The organism is Pseudomonas sp. VE 267-6A (genome assembly GCF_024126555.1).
Taxonomy (GTDB): domain Bacteria; phylum Pseudomonadota; class Gammaproteobacteria; order Pseudomonadales; family Pseudomonadaceae; genus Aquipseudomonas; species Aquipseudomonas palmensis.
On the sequence record NZ_JAMYBY010000022.1, the window covers coordinates 44,751 to 60,352 of the forward strand.

Genomic DNA, 15,602 nt, shown 5'->3' on the forward strand with positions numbered 1-15,602 from the left:
ACGGCGGCCCCCTGCCTCAGTTGCCTTTCACGGCATAATCCGGCCGCTTGTCGTTGCCCGGAATGAACGGGCTCCACGGCTGCGCGCGCAGCGGCTGCTCGGTCTGCCACACCACGCTGAACTGCCCGTCATCCTGGATCTCGCCGATCATCACCGGCTTGTGCAGGTGGTGGTTGGTCTTGTCCATGGTCAGGGTGAAGCCCGACGGCGCCTTGAACGTCTGCCCCGCCAGCGCCTCGCGCACCTTGTCCACATCGGTGCTCTTGGCCTTTTCCACCGCCTGGGCCCACATATGGATGCCCACATAGGTGGCCTCCATCGGGTCGTTGGTCACCGCCTTGTCGGCGCCCGGCAGGTTCTTCGCCTTGGCATAGGCCTTCCAGTCGGCCACGAATTGCGTGTTGACCGGGTTGTCCACCGACTCGAAGTAGTTCCATGCCGCCAGGTGCCCCACCAGCGGCTTGGTATCGATGCCGCGAAGCTCCTCTTCACCCACCGAGAACGCCACCACCGGCACGTCGGTGGCCTTCAGGCCCTGGTTGGCCAGTTCCTTGTAGAACGGCACGTTGGAGTCGCCGTTGACGGTGGAGATCACCGCCGTCTTGCTCCCGGCCGAGAACTTCTTGATGTTGGCCACGATGGTCTGGTAATCGCTGTGGCCGAACGGGGTGTACACCTCCTCGATGTCCTTGTCGGCCACGCCCTTGCTGTGCAGGAACGCACGCAGAATCTTGTTGGTGGTGCGTGGGTACACGTAGTCGGTGCCCAGCAGGAAGAAGCGCTTGGCCGCGCCACCGTCCTCGCTCATCAGGTATTCCACCGCCGGTATCGCCTGCTGGTTGGGCGCTGCCCCGGTGTAGAACACGTTGGGCGACATCTCTTCACCTTCGTACTGCACCGGGTAGAACAGCAGCCCGTTGAGTTCCTCGAACACCGGCAGCACCGACTTGCGCGACACCGAGGTCCAGCAGCCGAACACCACCGCGACCTTGTCCTGGGTCAGCAACTGGCGGCTCTTCTCGGCGAACAGCGGCCAGTTGGAGGCCGGGTCGACCACCACCGGCTCCAGCAGCTTGCCGTTGACCCCGCCCTTGGCGTTGATCTGCTCGATGGTCATCAGGGCCATGTCCTTGAGCGAGGTCTCGGAGATCGCCATGGTGCCCGACAGTGAATGCAGGATGCCGACCTTGATGGTCTCGGCGGCCTGGACCGTCCAGCTCAGGCCCATCGCGGCAATCGACGCGCTGAGGGTGAATGCCTTGATCAGACTGCGACGCTTCATAGTGCTCTCTCCATGGGATCGAATGGTTCTGCTGGGCAGACCGCGACTTTGCGCAGAGAGCTTTAGCAAGGGCTGTGCCGATGTCGTACACAGGCTTGCCAGCGGCGTGTTCACAAGGCGCAGGGCAGGGTGGGTGCACCGGGATGGCGCTTGCCGTGGTGCAGTACGCGCAAGACTGCACAGCAATAGTTCACGGCGATGCCTTATGCTTGCGCCCTCACTTCAACTCGGCTCAAGGATTTTCGCCATGGAAGCGTCATCGCTGTACTTTCGCTGCAACATCACCCCGGCCCAGTACCAGGCCGCGGTGACCTCACCTGCGGCGGGCGCTGGCGAGTTCGATGACTGGCAGCAATGGCTGGACGCCGCCGAGGTGCACGGGGTACGTGATCTTGACCAGAAGGCGCCTGAAAATGCGGTGGCGCTGGGCGATTTGCTTCAGGGCTGGGTCGACTGCATGTACGGCAGCCTGATGCAGTACGACGAGGCGTCGCAGGTCTGGCAGTTCGCGTTGGTGGAGTTCACCAACAATTACGGCGAGATGATCCAGTTGCTGGCCCCTCTGCGTCAGATGGCGAAGTACGCCAAGCCGGAGTCGGACAGCTTCCTGCTGGTCTATTCGTATATCTGGGGTGATGGCGACAATGCGTTCCTCACCCTGGGCCAGCAGCGCAGCCAGTTTGCCAGCGGCCCTTCGCCCGAACAGCGGGCCGAGGCCGATGGCGTGCTGGAAGGGCTTGCCCAAGCCCTCCAGCAGCAGGAGTACGACTACGACTGACGCGGCGTGGTAGCGGGCACCGGCACACGCGCCTGGCGCTTGCGGCGCACGGTCTGGTAGGTCACGGCCAGCAGCACGAACCACAGCGGCGTCACCAGCAGGGCCTGGCGGGTATCGCTCTCCAGGCACAGCAACACCAGGATGAAGGCGAAGAACGTCAGGCATACCCAGCACATGAAGCGCCCGCCCGGCATCTTGTACTTCGAGGCCTGGTGCAGCGGCGCACGCTCCTTGCGGTAGGTGAGGTACGACAGCAGGATCAGCGTCCACACGAACATGAACAGGATCGCCGACACCGTGGTCACCAGGGTGAAGGCCTCGATCAGGTCGGGGATCACGTACATCAGGGCCGCGCCCAGCAGCAGGCAGGTGCACGAGAAGTACAGGCCGTTGGCCGGCACCTTGCGGCTGGACAGGGTCTCGAAGCTTTTCGGCGCATCGCCCTGCTGGGCCAGGCCGAACAGCATGCGGCTGGTGGAAAACACTCCGCTGTTGGCCGAGGAGGCCGCCGAGGTCAGCACCACGAAGTTGATGATGCTCGCCGCCGCCGGCAGCCCGGCCAGCACGAACAGCTCGACGAACGGGCTCTTGCCCGGCACCACGTCGCGCCACGGGGTGACGGCCATGATCGCGATCAGCGCCAGCACGTAGAACATGATGATGCGGATCGGGATCGAGTTGATCGCCCGCGGCAGGGTGCGCTCGGGGTTCTTCGCCTCGGCGGCGGTGGTGCCCACCAGTTCGATGCCGACGAAGGCGAACACGGCAATCTGGAAGCCCGCGAAAAAGCCCATCAGGCCATGGGGGAACATGCCCGCGTCATTCCACAGGTTGCTCAGCTGTGCACTGGTGCCGGTGGGTGACTGGAAGCCGACGAACACCATGTACAGGCCGGTGCACACCAGCGCCATGATCGCGATGATCTTGATCAGGGCGAACCAGAACTCGATTTCGCCGAACAGCTTCACCGTGATCAGGTTCAGCGACAGCAGCACGCCGACGCAGGCCAGGGCCGGCGCCCATTGCGGCAGGTCAGGGAACCAGAACTGCGAGTAGGCGGCGATTGCGATCACGTCGGCAATGCCGGTGATGATCCAGCAGAACCAGTAGGTCCAGCCGGTGAAGTAGCCGGCCCAGGGGCCGAGCAGGTCGGCGGAGAAATCGATGAACGACTTGTAGTTGAGGTTCGACAGCAGCAGTTCGCCCATGGCACGCATGACGAAGAACAGCATGAAACCGATGATCATGTAGACGAAGATGATCGACGGGCCAGCCAGGCTGATGGTCTTGCCCGAGCCCATGAACAGGCCGGTGCCGATGGCCCCGCCAATCGCGATGAGCTGGATATGGCGGTTGGTGAGGTTGCGTTGCAGGTCGTGGGCCGGGGTGTCCGGCGGTTGCTGGTTGGTCATGGGTGGCATTCCATTGAGGAGTCAGTCTTCTTGTGCGTGAAGCGCTCGCTAGGCTATCACGGGCTTTTGCCCTGGCGAGGTGGCAATACGTCTCAAGTTGGTACGTTCGCACCGCTTTGTTGATCGCGGTCAAGGCAGGATTTCCCGGCCAGGCAAGGGCTCAGTGCCAGGCAGCAGTTCAGCGCCGGCGCATCATGCCGATGAAGAACAGCCCGCCGATGGCCGCCGTGGCGATGCCGATGGGCAGGTCTTCAGGGGCGATCAGGGTGCGTGCGGCCACATCCACCCAGATCAGGAATAGGCTGCCCAGCAGCAGCGACACCGGCAGCAGCCGGCGGTGCTCGGCGCCCACCAGGCGTCGCGCAATGTGCGGCACCATCAGGCCGACAAAGCCGATGGAACCGCTGATCGCCACCAGCACGCCGGTCAGCAGCGAGCAGATCAGAAACGCCAGCAGGCGCACCGAGCGTGCGTTCAGGCCCAGGGTCACGGCGGTCTGCTCGCCGGCCATCAGCGCATTGAGCGCGCGTGCCATGCCCAGCAGCAGGCCCAGCCCCAGCAGCACGCTGGCTGCCGGCACCGCCAGCAGCTCCCAGCGCGCCAGGCCCAGGCCGCCGAGCATCCAGAACATCACCGCCGAGCTTGCACGATGATCGCCCATGAACAGCAGCAGGTTGGCCAGCGCCATCATCACGAAGGCCACGGCCACCCCGCACAGCAACAGGCGGTCGCTGTCCAGGCGGCCATGCCGGCTGGCAATCGCCAGCACCAGCAGCATGCTGCACAGCGCGCCGACAAAGGCTGCCAGCGGCAGGGTCAGCACGCCGATCAGTTCACCAACATGCAGCACCACCAACACCGCACCCAGGGTGGCGCCGGAGGTCACGCCGAGCAGGTGCGGGTCGGCCAGCGGGTTGCGCGTGACCGCCTGCAGCACCGCGCCGATCATCGCCAGGCCGCCGCCCACCAGCGCGCCCAGGAGCATGCGCGGCACCCGGATCAGCCACACGATATGTTCCTGGCCGGCGGTCCAGGCGGGCACCTCGGGGGCAATACCGAACACCTTGAACAGCAGCACCCGGGCGACCACCTCGACCGGCACCGGGGCCGAACCGAACCCCAGCGAGAGCACGCACGACACCAGCAGCAGGCCGCTCAGCGCCAGCAGCATCAGGCGATAGCGAGTGTTCATGCGCCGTGCAGGCCCTTGGCGATGGCCTCGATCGCCTCGACGTTTTCCAGGCTCGGCGTGGCGGCCACATAGGGGATGACCACGAAGCGCCGGTTACGCACCGCGTCGACCGATTGCAGGGCCGGGTGCTGTTCCAGAAACTGCTGCTTCTGCGCGGCGGTGATCTCGCCGTAGTCGACGATCACGATCACCTCGGGGTTGCGTTCGACCACGCTTTCCCAGTTCACGCGGGTCCAGCTGGCCTCGATGTCATCGAGGATGTTGCGCCCGCCGGCGGCGTTGATCAGCGCCTCGGGCATGCCCAGGCGCCCGGAGGTCATGGCGCGGTCTTCGCCGCTGTCATACAGGAACACCCGCGGGCGCTGCGCCGGCAGGTGCTGCTGCACGCTGGCCACGCGCTGCTGCATCTGCTCGATCAGCTGGCTGGCGCGGGCCTGCACGTCGAAGATCCGGCCCAGGTTGCGCAGGTCGTTGTAGGTGTCGTCCAGGCTCGCCGGCGGACGCTTCATCACGAACGCGCACGACTCGGTCAGCTCGTACACCGCGATGCCCAGCGGCGCCAGGCTCTGCGGGGTGAGGTCGCCGCCCACGCGCATGCCGTAGTCCCAGCCGGCGAAGAAGAAGTCGACGTTGGCGTTGAGCAGGGTTTCCACCGAAGGGTACTTGCTGGCCAGCTCCGGCAGGCCGTCGAGTTCCTTGCGCAGCGCCGGGGTCACTGCCTTCCAGCCGCTGACGCCGCTGTAGCCGACCATCTTCGTGCGCAGGCCCAGGGCGAGCATCATCTGGGTCATGTTGATGTCGTGGCTCAGGGCGCGTTCGGGGGCCTTGGCGAAGGTCACGTCGCGGTTGCAGCTGTGCACCGTGAGCGGGTAGTGCGTGACCTCGGCCAGGGCCGGGCCGGCGACCAGCAGCAGCGCGGCAAGCAGGGCGGATCGAATCATTGGGGGGCTATCCAGGTGATGCGTGGATGGTCGGCCAGCGGGTGGTGGTCGATCAGCGCCTGAACGCCGAACACCTCGCGCAGCAGCTCGGCGGTGAGGACCTGGTGCGGCGTGCCACTGGCCACGATGCGGCCGTGGTCGAGTACGTACAGGCGGTCGCAGAAGGCCGCGGCCAGGTTCAGGTCGTGGATGCTGGCCAGGGTGGCGATGCGCAGCTGGCGCACCTGGTGCAGCAGGGCCAGTTGATAACGCGGGTCGAGGTGGTTGGTCGGTTCGTCGAGGATCAGTACGCGCGGTTGCTGCACCAGGGCGCGGGCCAGGATCACGCGCTGCTTTTCACCGCCCGAAAGGGTGGCGAAGGCGTGGTCGTCGAAGTCGTGCAGGCCGACATCGAGAAGCGCCTGCTGCACACGCTGGCGGTCTTGGCGGCTGTCGCCGTCGAACAGGCCCTGGTGCGGAATGCGCCCCATGGCGACCACTTCGGCCACGCTCAGGCCAAACGCGTCGGGAAACTCCTGCAGCACCACCGCGATGCGCTGGGCACACCAGCGCGGCGATTGTTGCCAGAGGTTGTGGTCGTCGAGGGTGATGTGCCCGCGTTCGGGCGCGTTGAAGCGGTAGGCGCACCGCAGCAGGCTGGTCTTGCCGCTGCCGTTGGGGCCAATGAGGCCGACGAATTCGCCGGGGCGCACCTGCAGGTCGACGCCACGCAGCTGGAACTGGTGGTGGCAGTGGCCGTGGCCTTTGGGGGACCAGTGCAGGTTGTGGATATTCAGGGTGGTCATGTGTCGTCTATTCGGGCCTCTTCGCCGGCAAGGCCGGCTCCTGCAGGACCGGTGTGGTGTGTAGGAGCCGGCCTTGCCGGCGAATGGGGCGACGCGGTCAGAAGGTGTAGTCGGCCGTCACGAAGAACGAGCGCGGCTCACCCAGGATCCATTGCTGGCCGTCATTGTACTGACTTTGCGCGTACCGACGGTCGAACAGGTTGTTCAACTGCAGGCCCAGCGTGGTATCGCTGAGCACCTGCCACGCCACCGAGGCATCCACCACCGTGTAGCTCGGCAGCCGGGTAGTGTTGCCCATGTCGGCATAGCGCCCGTCCACATAGCGCACCCCGGCGCCGGCGCGCAGGCTGTCGGTCAGGCCCTTGCTCAGCCACAGGTTGGCGGTGCGCCCCGGTACGTCGGTGGGGCGGTTGCCGGCCCGCGATACCATCACGCCGTTCACCTCCTGCTCGAATTCGTCATAGCGTGCACGCACGAACGCGGCGTTGGCCTGTACCTGCCAGTCGTGCGGCAGCTGCAGGTCCAGGCTGGCCTCGATGCCGTCGGACGACTGCTTGCCCACCTGCAGTTGCCGGCCGGTGCCGATCTGCGACGGGTCGTCGGTGAGCAGGTCCTTCTTGACGATGTGGTATGCCGCCAGGGTCCATTCGCCACGCTGCTGCCAGAACTGCTGCTTGACCCCGACCTCGGTCTGGCGCGCCTTGGCCAGGCCGTACTGCTGCTGGTCGGGGCTCAGCGAGATCAAGCCGCCAACGCCATCGGTGCTGGTGGCGTGCTGGGCATACAGCGACGTTTCGGGGGTGAGGGCGAACACCAGCCCGGCCTTCCAGTTGTTGCCGTCCAGGCTGGTGTCGCTGCGTGTGTTGCCGGTCACTTCGCTGCGCAGGTCGTTGCGGTCCAGGTGCACCACGTCGCGGCGCACGCCCGTCACCAGCGACAGGCGCTCGGTGAGCTGCAGGCGGTTTTCGGCGAACAGCGCGAACTGGTGGGTCAGGCTGTCGAACTGCGGACGGTACGCCGAATCGCTGGCAAAGCCGCTGCGCTGCGGGTGGCGCAGGTCGATCGGCTCGCCGCCGACGATGCTGTCGTTGAACGGCGCGTTGCTGTTGAGCTGGAAGCGGATGCGGTTGTAGTCGGCGCCCACCAGGGTCTGGCTGTCGAGGCCGAACAGGCTGTGCCTGAAGGTGAAGGTCTGGCGATCACCCAGCTGCTCCTGCTGGTGCTTGATGCCGAAGTTGCCACTGCGCAGCAGTTGCTGGCTGGCCGCATTCCAGGTGTAGTTCTCGGCGTTCTGCCAGCGGCGGTTGGCCTTGAGGTAGTACAGCTCGTTGGTGGAGCTGACGCTGTCGCTGATCTGCCACTCGGTGGTCAGGCGCGTCCACTGGTCGTTGTAGTGCTGCTTGTCGTTGCTGATGTTGTAGTTCTTGTCGCGCAGGCTCTCGCGCAGGTGGCCGTTGATCAGCGGCGTGCCGAAGTAGTTCATCGGCTTCTGATCGCCATAGTCGTGCGCCAGGGTGAAGGCCAGGTCGTCATTGGCCTGCCAGCGCAGCGCCGCACTGATGGCGGTGCTGCTGGAGTCGCCGTGGTCGATCCAGCCGTTGCTGCGCAGCTGGTTGATGTTCAGGCGGTAGCTCAGGCTGTCGGTGAGCGAGCCGCCGCTGTCGAGGGCGGTCTGCTGGCTGTCGTGGCTGCCGTAGCCCAGGCGCAGGTGGTTGACGATCTCGCCCTCGAAGGGCTTTTTCGGCACCACGTTGACCACCGCACCGGTGGCGCCTTCGCCATACAGCACCGAGGCCGGGCCGCGCAGAACGTCGATGCGTTCCACCGACCAGGTGTCCACCGGGAAGGTCACGGTGCCCATGCCGGTGTACATGCGGTTGCCGTCGAACAGCTGCATCACCGAGCTCTGCCCGGTGAAGCCGCGGGCCTGCAGCGAGGTGCCGCCATCGCCCGGGGTGCCGGTGCGGCTGATGCCGGTGCTGCGCGACACGCCGTCCTGCACGCTGCGATCGCCACGTGCACGTACCTGCTCGCCGCTCAGGCTCTCGACGCTGCCCGGGGTTTGCAGGGCGTTCAGGTTCAGGCGCGAACCGGCGCTGGTCGGGGTATCGAGGCTGACCCGCTGTTCGGCGTCGGCCGTGGCGGTGATGGTGCCGGCTGGCAGGGTCAGGGTGTTGGCCAGGGCGCAATCGCACGCGGCCAGCAGGCTCAGGGAGCCGATCAGGTACTTGTTCATCGGAAGGGGAATCGCTTGTCCATAAGGCCCGGGCGCGTCGGTGCGCCGGGTTCGAGGCGGGTGTTTTTCGGGGCGTATAATGTAACATTTTGCCGATTGGCGGTAGCGCAGCGTGCTCATGTGCTGCATGAGCAGGGCTCAGGTTGGCGCCGCCGGTCTGCCAGAGGGCACGGCCAGTGGCCGCGCCCGGGTGGTGCATCAGAAGCTCAGGTCGACCTTGGTCCAGAGGGTACGCCCTGGCTCGTTGATCGCCTGCGGATCACTGGCCGGGTAGCCGAAGCCGGCGTTGCCCGCCAGGTTCAGGTGCTCGGCGTAGGCCTTGTCGAACAGGTTGTCGACGCCGGCACTGAGCTTGATGTTCTTGCTCACGCGGTAGGCGCCGTTGAGCGAGAACACGCCGAAGCCTGCGCTTTTCTCGTAGTCCTTGCCCACCACGTTGCCGGAACCCTCGGCGATGCGGTTCTGCGCCGAGACCAGGCGCCACAGCGCACCGGCGCTCCAGGCATCGCGGCTGTAGGTCAGGCCCAGGCGGCTTTCCAGCGGCGGCATCTGCGGCAGCGCCTTGCCATCGCTGCTGTTCTTGCCCCAGGCGTAGGCCAGGGTGGCGTCGGCTTTCCAGTTGGGCGCGAACTGATAGGCCGCGCCCAGCTCGCCGCCCATGATACGGGCATCGATGTTCTGCGCCTGGGAGCTGAGCATGCCCATCATGCCGGGACGGTAGTCGAACAGGATGTAGTCGCGCACCTGGCCGACATAGCCCGAGGCCCAGGCTTCGAGCTGCTCGGTCTTGTACTGGATGCCCACGTCGAGCTGGGTGGTCTTCTCCGGCTTGATCGAGTCGAACGCATTGAGCGAGCCGGCCGGGCCCGACTTGGGCGAGAACAGCTCCCAGTAGTCGGGGAAGCGCTGGGCATGGCCCAGGCCCACATAGGTGGTGGCCGGGAGGTCGAGCAGGTCGTGCTCGTAGCGCACGAACCCGCTGGGCAGGGTGTCGGCGCGGGTGTTGCCGCGGGTGGCGCTGGCTTCACGAAAATCCTTGGCCGAGGCGCGGTCCAGGCGCGCGCCGCTGACCAGGCGGTCCTGGCTGGAGGTTTCCCAGGTCAGCTCGCCGAACACGCCGTAGTTGTGAAAGTCCGCGTCCTTGGTCCAGGGCTCGGCCTTGTGCGCATCCACGCCCATGCCGCCGCGCTGGCGATGTTCGTTGGTCTGCGCATCGACACCGCTGACCAGGGTCACGTCCTCCCAGCGCCAGGTGGCCTTGAGCCGCCCGCCGAGGGTGCGGCGGTCGACGTTGCTGACCATCGGCCCGGCCATCATGCCGCTGGTGGGCGAGGTGCGCAGGCTGTAGTTGTCCATCACGTGGTCGGCGTAGTTGTAGTAGACCTGGGCTTCGAGCTTGTCGAGCACCCCGCCCAGGTTGGATTTCTCAAAGCGCAGGCCCAGGCTTTCGCGCTTGAACTGCGAACCGTCCATGCCGCGCCCGGCATAGCGCGCCTCGCCATCGCCCTTGCCGGCAGTGAGTTCGAGCAGGGTGTCGGCATCCGGGGTCCAGCCCAGGGCCACGTCACCGTTCCACTTGTCCCAGCGCGAGGGCACGGTGTCGCCGTTGCCGTCCTTGTAGTCGTCGGAGCGCGACTGGTTGCCGACAAAGCGTGCATAGCCCTTTGCGTTGCCTGCCGCAGCATCCAGCACCTTGTCGAAGCGCCCGTTGGAGCCGGCCAGCAGGCTTGCGTTGACGCGGCTGCCGAGCTCGCCGAACTGTTCGGGCTCGCGGTCGAAGAGGATGGTGCCGGCCGAGGCGCCGGGGCCCCACTGCACGCTCTGCGGGCCCTTGATCACGGTGAGGCGGTCGTAGGTTTCCGGCGAGATGTACGAGGTGGGTGCGTCCATGCGGTTGGGGCAGGCGCCGAGCATCACGCCGCCGTTGGTAAGGATGTTCAGGCGCGAGCCGAACATGCCGCGCAGCACCGGGTCGCCGTTGGTGCCACCGGCGCGGATGGCCGAGAAGCCCGGGATGGTCTTGAGGTAGTCGGCGCCGTCGCTGGCCGGTACCGGCTGGCGTGGGTCCTTGGGGTTGGTGACGATGGTCAGCGGCGAGCTGGGCGCCACGGCAGTGATCACCGTGGGGCTCAGTTCGGCGTGGTCGTGGCCTTCGTGGCCGCTGTCGGCGGCCAGGGCCACGTGGCTGAACAGGGTGCCGCACAGCAGGGCGATGGTGCCTTGCAGCGACAGGCGCAGGGTAACGGTAGAGCCGGACATAGTATTTCCAACATCGTGTGGTCGTGAGGGTGCGCAAGAGCCTCGGCAGCAAGCCGGGCCCTGGGGCGCATGCAAAGTGGGTTCAGACGACGATGTGGGCAGGTGGCGCGCGGCTGCGGGCGCCGGGGAAGATGGCCTGGCGCGCATGGCCCTGGCGCGGCTGGGCGCGCAGGGTGGTGTGGGGCGAGACGGCCTCGGTGTCGAGCAGGCTGAGCGTCTGCGGCAGCGCCGGGCAGTGGAAGAACAGGCTGCAGTAGCCGCACTTTTCCCAGATGACGTGCAGTGCTGCCGGGTTGTCGGCCGGGCTGCTGGCGTGGCTGCCTGAGTGGCAGTCCATGGCCATGTCCATGCCGGGCATGGAGGCACGGTGATCCATCGGCATCGACTGGGAGACCAGTGGGCCGATGAAGATCATCAACATGGCGAACAGGCTCAGCCAGCTGCCGCGTGCTCGTTGGAGGTCAGCGGGGCGGGCGAGCCTGCTGCGGGGCAGGCGCATGGCGTGCAGCCGTCAGCGAATCAATGGCTGTGGGCGGTGCCCTCGGGGGCCTGTTTCTGCACGGCCACTTCGACCGTGATGTTGCCGGCCTTCTGGAAATGCAGGGTCAGCGGGAAGCGCTTGCCGTCGCTGAGCAGGCTGCGGTCCTTGGGCTGCATCAGCATCACGTGGTAGGCGCCGGGGGCGAACACCAGGTCGGCACCGGCGGGGATGTCGACACCCTGCACCTGCTGCATCTTCATCAGGCCGTCCTTGTGCACATGCTCGTGCAGTTCGGCGTTGTCGGTGATCGGGCTGTCGACGCCGAGCAGGCGGTCGGCGCTCTTGCCGTTGTTGTGCACGATGAAATAGGCGGCCACGTTGGGGGCGTTGGGCGGCAGCTCCTGCGACCACGGGTGGGCGATATGCAGGTCGCCCACGGTGTATTCATGGGCGTTGGCAAAGGTGGCGGGCAGCAGCAGGGCGGCCAGCAGCAGGGCGTTCTTGAGCATGGTCAATCTCCGTTCGGGTCAGGTTCGCAACTGGTAGCGTAGTGAACTCAGGCCTGGGGGGAGGCGCGGGGATTGAGCGCGGGCCATTGCTGGCGTGGCGTGGGGTGGTAGCTGGCGAGTAGCGGTGACGGGGTGTTGAAGGTGTGCTCGGACGTCACCAGCCGTGGCGGGTGGCCGGGTAGGGCCAGCAGTGGGGCAGTGCCGGAGCAGCACCAGCAGTGCTGCATGGTGGAGTGGTCGTCGTTCTGCTGTTGGCCGTCGGGGGCATTCAGCGAGATGGCGATCATCTTGGTCACGCCGCTGGAGCAGAAGGTGCCCCACAGCAGTTGTTCGGGTTGGGCTTTTGCAGCGGCGGCGGACAACGGCATGGCCAGCAGATTGAACAGCACTGCGAAGCAGGCGATCCAGGCGTAGGCGAGCCGGTGTGCGGGCATGGGGAGATCCGGTCAGGAATCGAGTGGGGCTATTTAGCCAGATGTCGAAGTATATGTAAAAAAGCCGGGGTGTGATGGAGTGTCGCAGGTGGGGTAACTGCGTCGACAGCGCATCTATCCTTCCCCTGACCTTGTGTCAGCCTTTTTTGATCGACTCTGGAGCTGTGTGCACCCGTCAAAGCGCCGCCAGCACATCGGCGACGCGCACGAACTCCCGATCCACCCCCGCCAGCGCCGGCCGCTTCAGGATCAGTACCGGCACACCCCGCTCGCGCGCCACTTCGAGCTTGGGTTCGGTCGCGGCGCTGCCACTGTTCTTGCTGATCAGCACATCCACCCGGCAACGCTCGAACAACGCCCGTTCATCCTCCAGGCGAAACGGCCCCCGCGCGCCGATCACTTCGCATCGCGCATTCCCCTCGCACGCCTCCAGCGCGCGCAAGGTCCAGAACTGCTGCGCGGGTATCTCGTGCAGGTGCTGCAACGGCTCGCGCCCCAGGGTGAACAGGGGCCGGCGAAACGGTTTCAATGCCTCGATCAACTGCGTCCAGTCTGCCACTTCCCGCCAGTCGTCACCGGCCTGCGCCTGCCACGCCGGGCGCCGCAACGCCCAGCATTCAACCCCGGCCAGGCGCGCTGCCTGCGCCGCATTGCGGCTGATCTGCGCCGCATACGGGTGGGTTGCGTCGATCACCAGACCGATGCCTTCGGCCCGCAGGTAAGCGGCCAGGCCCTCGGCTCCACCATAACCGCCCACCCGCACCTGGCACGCCAGGTCGCTGGGCACCCGGCCGATACCGGCCAGGCTGTAGACGTGCTGCGGGCCCAGTTGACGGGCTATCAACAGCGCCTCGGTCACGCCGCCCAGCAACAGGATGCGCCGGCTCATCGAACACCCGCCCGGCCGACGATGCCGCCCTGGCGGTCGATGGCGAACACCTCCACCTGTACCTGCGCCGGCACCACGCTGCGGGCGAAAGCCAGCGCGTGCTCGCACACCGCATCCCCCAGCCCGACCCCCGCCGCACTGGCCAGGGCCAACGCCTGCTGGCTGGTGTTGGCGCCGATGATCGCCGCCTGCAACGCGGCGTCGGCACCCACCGCTGCCGCCCAGCCAGCCAGTTGCGGCAGGTCGATGCTCGAATGCCGGCTGTGCAGGTCCATGTGCCCGGCCGCCAGTTTGCTGATCTTGCCGAAGCCGCCGCAGATGCTCAGCTTGCCAACCGGCACCTTGCGCAGGTGCTTGAGCACCGCGCCGACAAAATCGCCCATCTCGATCAGGGCGATGTCGGGAATGCCGTAGATCCGGCGCATGGTGTCTTCGCTGGCATTGCCGGTACACGCGGCAATGTGTTCGTAGCCATTGGTCTTGGCCACGTCGATGCCCTGGTGGATCGAGGCAATGTAGGCCGCGCAGGAAAACGGCCGCACGATGCCACTGGTGCCCAGAATCGACAGCCCGCCGAGGATGCCCAGGCGCGGGTTCATGGTTTTGAGGGCCAGGCTGTCGCCGTCCTGTACGTTCACGGTGACCTCGAAGCCCCCCGCGTAATCGCACTCCAGCGCCAGACGCTGCAGGTGCTCGGTCATCATGCGCCGCGGCACCGGGTTGATCGCCGGCTCGCCCACCCCCAGTACCAGCCCGGGGCGGGTCACGGTGCCCACGCCGATGCCGGCGACAAAGCGCACGCCCGGCTCGGCCAGCAGCCGCACCTGGCTGTAGAGCAGCGCGCCATGGGTCACGTCGGGGTCGTCGCCGGCATCCTTGAGGGTGCCGGCTTCGGCGCCTGGCCCGGCCAGCCGGCAGAACTCCAGGCGCATCTGCACCTGTCTGCCCTTGGGCAGGGTGATCTGCACCGCGTCGTCGCATTGCCCGCTCAACAGCAGGCGCGCCGCCGCCAGGCTGGTGGCGGTGGCGCAACTGCCCGTGGTCAGGCCGCTGCGCAGCGGCGCCGGCTGTTCTGCGGTTTCGTCACGCATCGAGGGGCTTTACCACATCAAGCAGGGTGATCGGCAGCGCCTGGCGCCAGGTGTCGAACTCGCCCAGCGGCTGCGCCTGGGCCACATGGATACGGGTGAGCTCGCCGCCATGACGTTCGCGCCAGCTCATCAGCAGGGTCTCGCTCTGCAGGGTCACGGCATTGGCCACCAGCCGGCCACCGGGGCGCAGGTGCGCCCAGCATTCGTCCAGCACGCCCTCGCGGGTCACGCCGCCACCGATGAAGATCGCGTGGGGCCGCTCCAGGCCCTGCAACGCCTGCGGGGCGCGCCCGCGCACCAGTTGCAGGCCAGGCACGCCCAGGGCGTCGCGGTTGTGTTCGATCAGTTGCTGGCGGCCGGCGTCGGCCTCGATGGCCAGTGCCCGGCAGCTGGGGTGGGCGCGCATCCATTCGATGCCGATCGAGCCGCTGCCGGCGCCCACGTCCCACAGCAGCTCGCCCGGCTGCGGGGCCAGGCGGGCGAGGGTGATGGCGCGCACGTCGCGCTTGGTGATCTGCCCGTCGTGCGCGAAGGCCGAATCGGGCAGGCCGGCCAGCGGCGACAGGCGCGGTGCATCGGCGCCGGCCCGGCAGTCGATGGCCACCAGGTTGAGGTCGGCGAAGTCGGCGTCCTGCCAGCCATCGGCACGGGCATCGATGCGCCGTTCGTCGGCGCCGCCCAGGTGCTCCAGCACGCTCAGGTGGCTGGGGCCGAAGCCGCGCTCGCGCAACAGGGCGGCCAGGGCGGCGGGGCTGCTGCGGTCATTGCTCAGCACCAGCAGGCGCTGGCCGCTGTACAGGTGGGCGGCCACGGCGGCGACCGGGCGTGCTACCACCGACAGCGTGACCACATCCTGCAGGGGCCAGCCCAGGCGGGCGGCGGCCAGCGAGTAGGAGGACGGTGCAGGCAGCACCCGCATGGCCTCGGCCGGCAGCTGGCGCGCCAGGCTGGCGCCTACGCCGTAGAGCATCGGGTCGCCACTGGCCAGCACGCACACCGGCTCGCCACGTTCGGCCAGCAGTGGCGCCAGGGAAAACGGGCTGGGCCAGGCGACGCGTTCGGCGCGCGAGCAGTGGGGCAGCAGGGCCAGCTGGCGCGGGCTGCCGAACACCTTGGTGGCTCGCAGCAGGGCATGCCGAGCCTGTTTGCCCAGGCCCGTGAAGCCGTCTTCGCCAATACCTACTACCGTCAACCAGGGCGCCATGCCGTTCCTCTTCGCTTGCCTATCCGACCGGCTGGCTTAGCCTGCCGACGGACAAAGCAGGCATAATACCGCGCCTTTGTGCTACCAGCGCCTTTTGACGATTGCCGGG

At 66.9% G+C, this 15,602-nt stretch carries 14 protein-coding genes; 1 reads left to right on the top strand and 13 read right to left on the bottom strand.

The window, feature by feature from the left end:
• Window positions 1-16: 16 nt before the first annotated feature.
• Entirely contained in the window at window positions 17-1,282 is a 1,266-nt protein-coding gene (gene urtA / locus NJH59_RS22270; protein ID WP_253087322.1) for an urea ABC transporter substrate-binding protein, read from the bottom strand.
• A gap of 247 nt (window positions 1,283-1,529) precedes the next feature.
• Between urtA and NJH59_RS22275 the strand changes: the two genes are divergently transcribed.
• On the top strand, window positions 1,530-2,060 hold the full coding sequence (locus tag NJH59_RS22275) for a hypothetical protein (protein WP_043863486.1): 531 nt from the start codon (window positions 1,530-1,532) through the stop codon (window positions 2,058-2,060).
• Here the strand turns inward: NJH59_RS22275 and cycA are convergent.
• From cycA to NJH59_RS22335, 12 genes are all read right to left on the bottom strand, one after another.
• Window positions 2,051-3,472 carry a D-serine/D-alanine/glycine transporter gene (cycA, locus tag NJH59_RS22280; RefSeq protein WP_054916158.1) on the bottom strand — a complete coding sequence of 474 codons (1,422 nt, stop codon included), beginning with the start codon at window positions 3,470-3,472 and terminating at the stop codon, window positions 2,051-2,053. The genes NJH59_RS22275 and cycA overlap by 10 nt on opposite strands.
• Before the next feature lie 178 nt (window positions 3,473-3,650).
• Window positions 3,651-4,664 (bottom strand): iron ABC transporter permease, encoded by a 1,014-nt coding sequence (locus NJH59_RS22285; RefSeq protein WP_043863484.1) that lies wholly within the window; start codon window positions 4,662-4,664, stop codon window positions 3,651-3,653.
• A complete protein-coding gene (locus tag NJH59_RS22290; RefSeq protein WP_253087323.1) occupies window positions 4,661-5,605 on the bottom strand; it encodes an ABC transporter substrate-binding protein in 945 nt (314 codons plus the stop codon). Before NJH59_RS22290 ends, NJH59_RS22285 begins: the two co-directional genes overlap by 4 nt.
• Window positions 5,602-6,390 (bottom strand): ABC transporter ATP-binding protein, encoded by a 789-nt coding sequence (locus tag NJH59_RS22295; RefSeq protein WP_253087324.1) that lies wholly within the window; start codon window positions 6,388-6,390, stop codon window positions 5,602-5,604. The genes NJH59_RS22290 and NJH59_RS22295 overlap by 4 nt, the downstream gene beginning before the upstream one ends.
• A 97-nt stretch (window positions 6,391-6,487) precedes the next feature.
• Window positions 6,488-8,626: a TonB-dependent receptor gene (locus NJH59_RS22300; protein ID WP_253087325.1), complete on the bottom strand. Its 2,139-nt coding sequence runs from the start codon at window positions 8,624-8,626 to the stop codon at window positions 6,488-6,490.
• A 198-nt stretch (window positions 8,627-8,824) separates the two neighbouring features.
• Window positions 8,825-10,885: a TonB-dependent copper receptor gene (locus NJH59_RS22305; RefSeq protein WP_253087326.1), complete on the bottom strand. Its 2,061-nt coding sequence runs from the start codon at window positions 10,883-10,885 to the stop codon at window positions 8,825-8,827.
• 82 nt (window positions 10,886-10,967) lie between these two features.
• The gene (locus NJH59_RS22310; protein ID WP_088514157.1) at window positions 10,968-11,384 is read right to left on the bottom strand and encodes a DUF2946 domain-containing protein; all 417 of its coding nucleotides are present in this window, start codon (window positions 11,382-11,384) and stop codon (window positions 10,968-10,970) included.
• A gap of 20 nt (window positions 11,385-11,404) precedes the next feature.
• The gene (locus NJH59_RS22315) at window positions 11,405-11,875 is read right to left on the bottom strand and encodes a copper chaperone PCu(A)C (RefSeq protein WP_043863478.1); all 471 of its coding nucleotides are present in this window, start codon (window positions 11,873-11,875) and stop codon (window positions 11,405-11,407) included.
• 47 nt (window positions 11,876-11,922) lie between these two features.
• A complete protein-coding gene (locus NJH59_RS22320; protein WP_058541571.1) occupies window positions 11,923-12,309 on the bottom strand; it encodes a DUF2946 domain-containing protein in 387 nt (128 codons plus the stop codon).
• A gap of 175 nt (window positions 12,310-12,484) precedes the next feature.
• A complete protein-coding gene (locus NJH59_RS22325; protein WP_253087327.1) occupies window positions 12,485-13,198 on the bottom strand; it encodes a cobalt-precorrin-6A reductase in 714 nt (237 codons plus the stop codon).
• Window positions 13,195-14,289, bottom strand: a complete 1,095-nt coding sequence (locus NJH59_RS22330) for a cobalt-precorrin-5B (C(1))-methyltransferase (protein ID WP_253087328.1) — start codon at window positions 14,287-14,289, stop codon at window positions 13,195-13,197. The genes NJH59_RS22325 and NJH59_RS22330 overlap by 4 nt, the downstream gene beginning before the upstream one ends.
• Window positions 14,282-15,493 carry a bifunctional cobalt-precorrin-7 (C(5))-methyltransferase/cobalt-precorrin-6B (C(15))-methyltransferase gene (locus tag NJH59_RS22335; protein ID WP_043863474.1) on the bottom strand — a complete coding sequence of 404 codons (1,212 nt, stop codon included), beginning with the start codon at window positions 15,491-15,493 and terminating at the stop codon, window positions 14,282-14,284. Before NJH59_RS22335 ends, NJH59_RS22330 begins: the two co-directional genes overlap by 8 nt.
• Between the last annotated feature and the right edge of the window lie 109 nt (window positions 15,494-15,602).

What these genes read in the sequence shown, in the direction of transcription:
- NJH59_RS22335 (WP_043863474.1), bottom strand. Translation starts at nt 15,493, where the DNA reads ATGGCGCCCTGGTTGACGGTAGTAGGTATTGGCGAAGACGGCTTCACG.
- NJH59_RS22290 (WP_253087323.1), bottom strand. Translation starts at nt 5,605, where the DNA reads ATGATTCGATCCGCCCTGCTTGCCGCGCTGCTGCTGGTCGCCGGCCCG.
- NJH59_RS22285 (WP_043863484.1), bottom strand. Translation starts at nt 4,664, where the DNA reads ATGAACACTCGCTATCGCCTGATGCTGCTGGCGCTGAGCGGCCTGCTG.
- NJH59_RS22310 (WP_088514157.1), bottom strand. Translation starts at nt 11,384, where the DNA reads ATGCGCCTGCCCCGCAGCAGGCTCGCCCGCCCCGCTGACCTCCAACGA.
- NJH59_RS22325 (WP_253087327.1), bottom strand. Translation starts at nt 13,198, where the DNA reads ATGAGCCGGCGCATCCTGTTGCTGGGCGGCGTGACCGAGGCGCTGTTG.
- NJH59_RS22300 (WP_253087325.1), bottom strand. Translation starts at nt 8,626, where the DNA reads ATGAACAAGTACCTGATCGGCTCCCTGAGCCTGCTGGCCGCGTGCGAT.
- cycA (WP_054916158.1), bottom strand. Translation starts at nt 3,472, where the DNA reads ATGACCAACCAGCAACCGCCGGACACCCCGGCCCACGACCTGCAACGC.
- NJH59_RS22320 (WP_058541571.1), bottom strand. Translation starts at nt 12,309, where the DNA reads ATGCCCGCACACCGGCTCGCCTACGCCTGGATCGCCTGCTTCGCAGTG.
- NJH59_RS22330 (WP_253087328.1), bottom strand. Translation starts at nt 14,289, where the DNA reads ATGCGTGACGAAACCGCAGAACAGCCGGCGCCGCTGCGCAGCGGCCTG.
- NJH59_RS22315 (WP_043863478.1), bottom strand. Translation starts at nt 11,875, where the DNA reads ATGCTCAAGAACGCCCTGCTGCTGGCCGCCCTGCTGCTGCCCGCCACC.
- NJH59_RS22275 (WP_043863486.1), top strand. Translation starts at nt 1,530, where the DNA reads ATGGAAGCGTCATCGCTGTACTTTCGCTGCAACATCACCCCGGCCCAG.
- NJH59_RS22305 (WP_253087326.1), bottom strand. Translation starts at nt 10,885, where the DNA reads ATGTCCGGCTCTACCGTTACCCTGCGCCTGTCGCTGCAAGGCACCATC.
- urtA (WP_253087322.1), bottom strand. Translation starts at nt 1,282, where the DNA reads ATGAAGCGTCGCAGTCTGATCAAGGCATTCACCCTCAGCGCGTCGATT.
- NJH59_RS22295 (WP_253087324.1), bottom strand. Translation starts at nt 6,390, where the DNA reads ATGACCACCCTGAATATCCACAACCTGCACTGGTCCCCCAAAGGCCAC.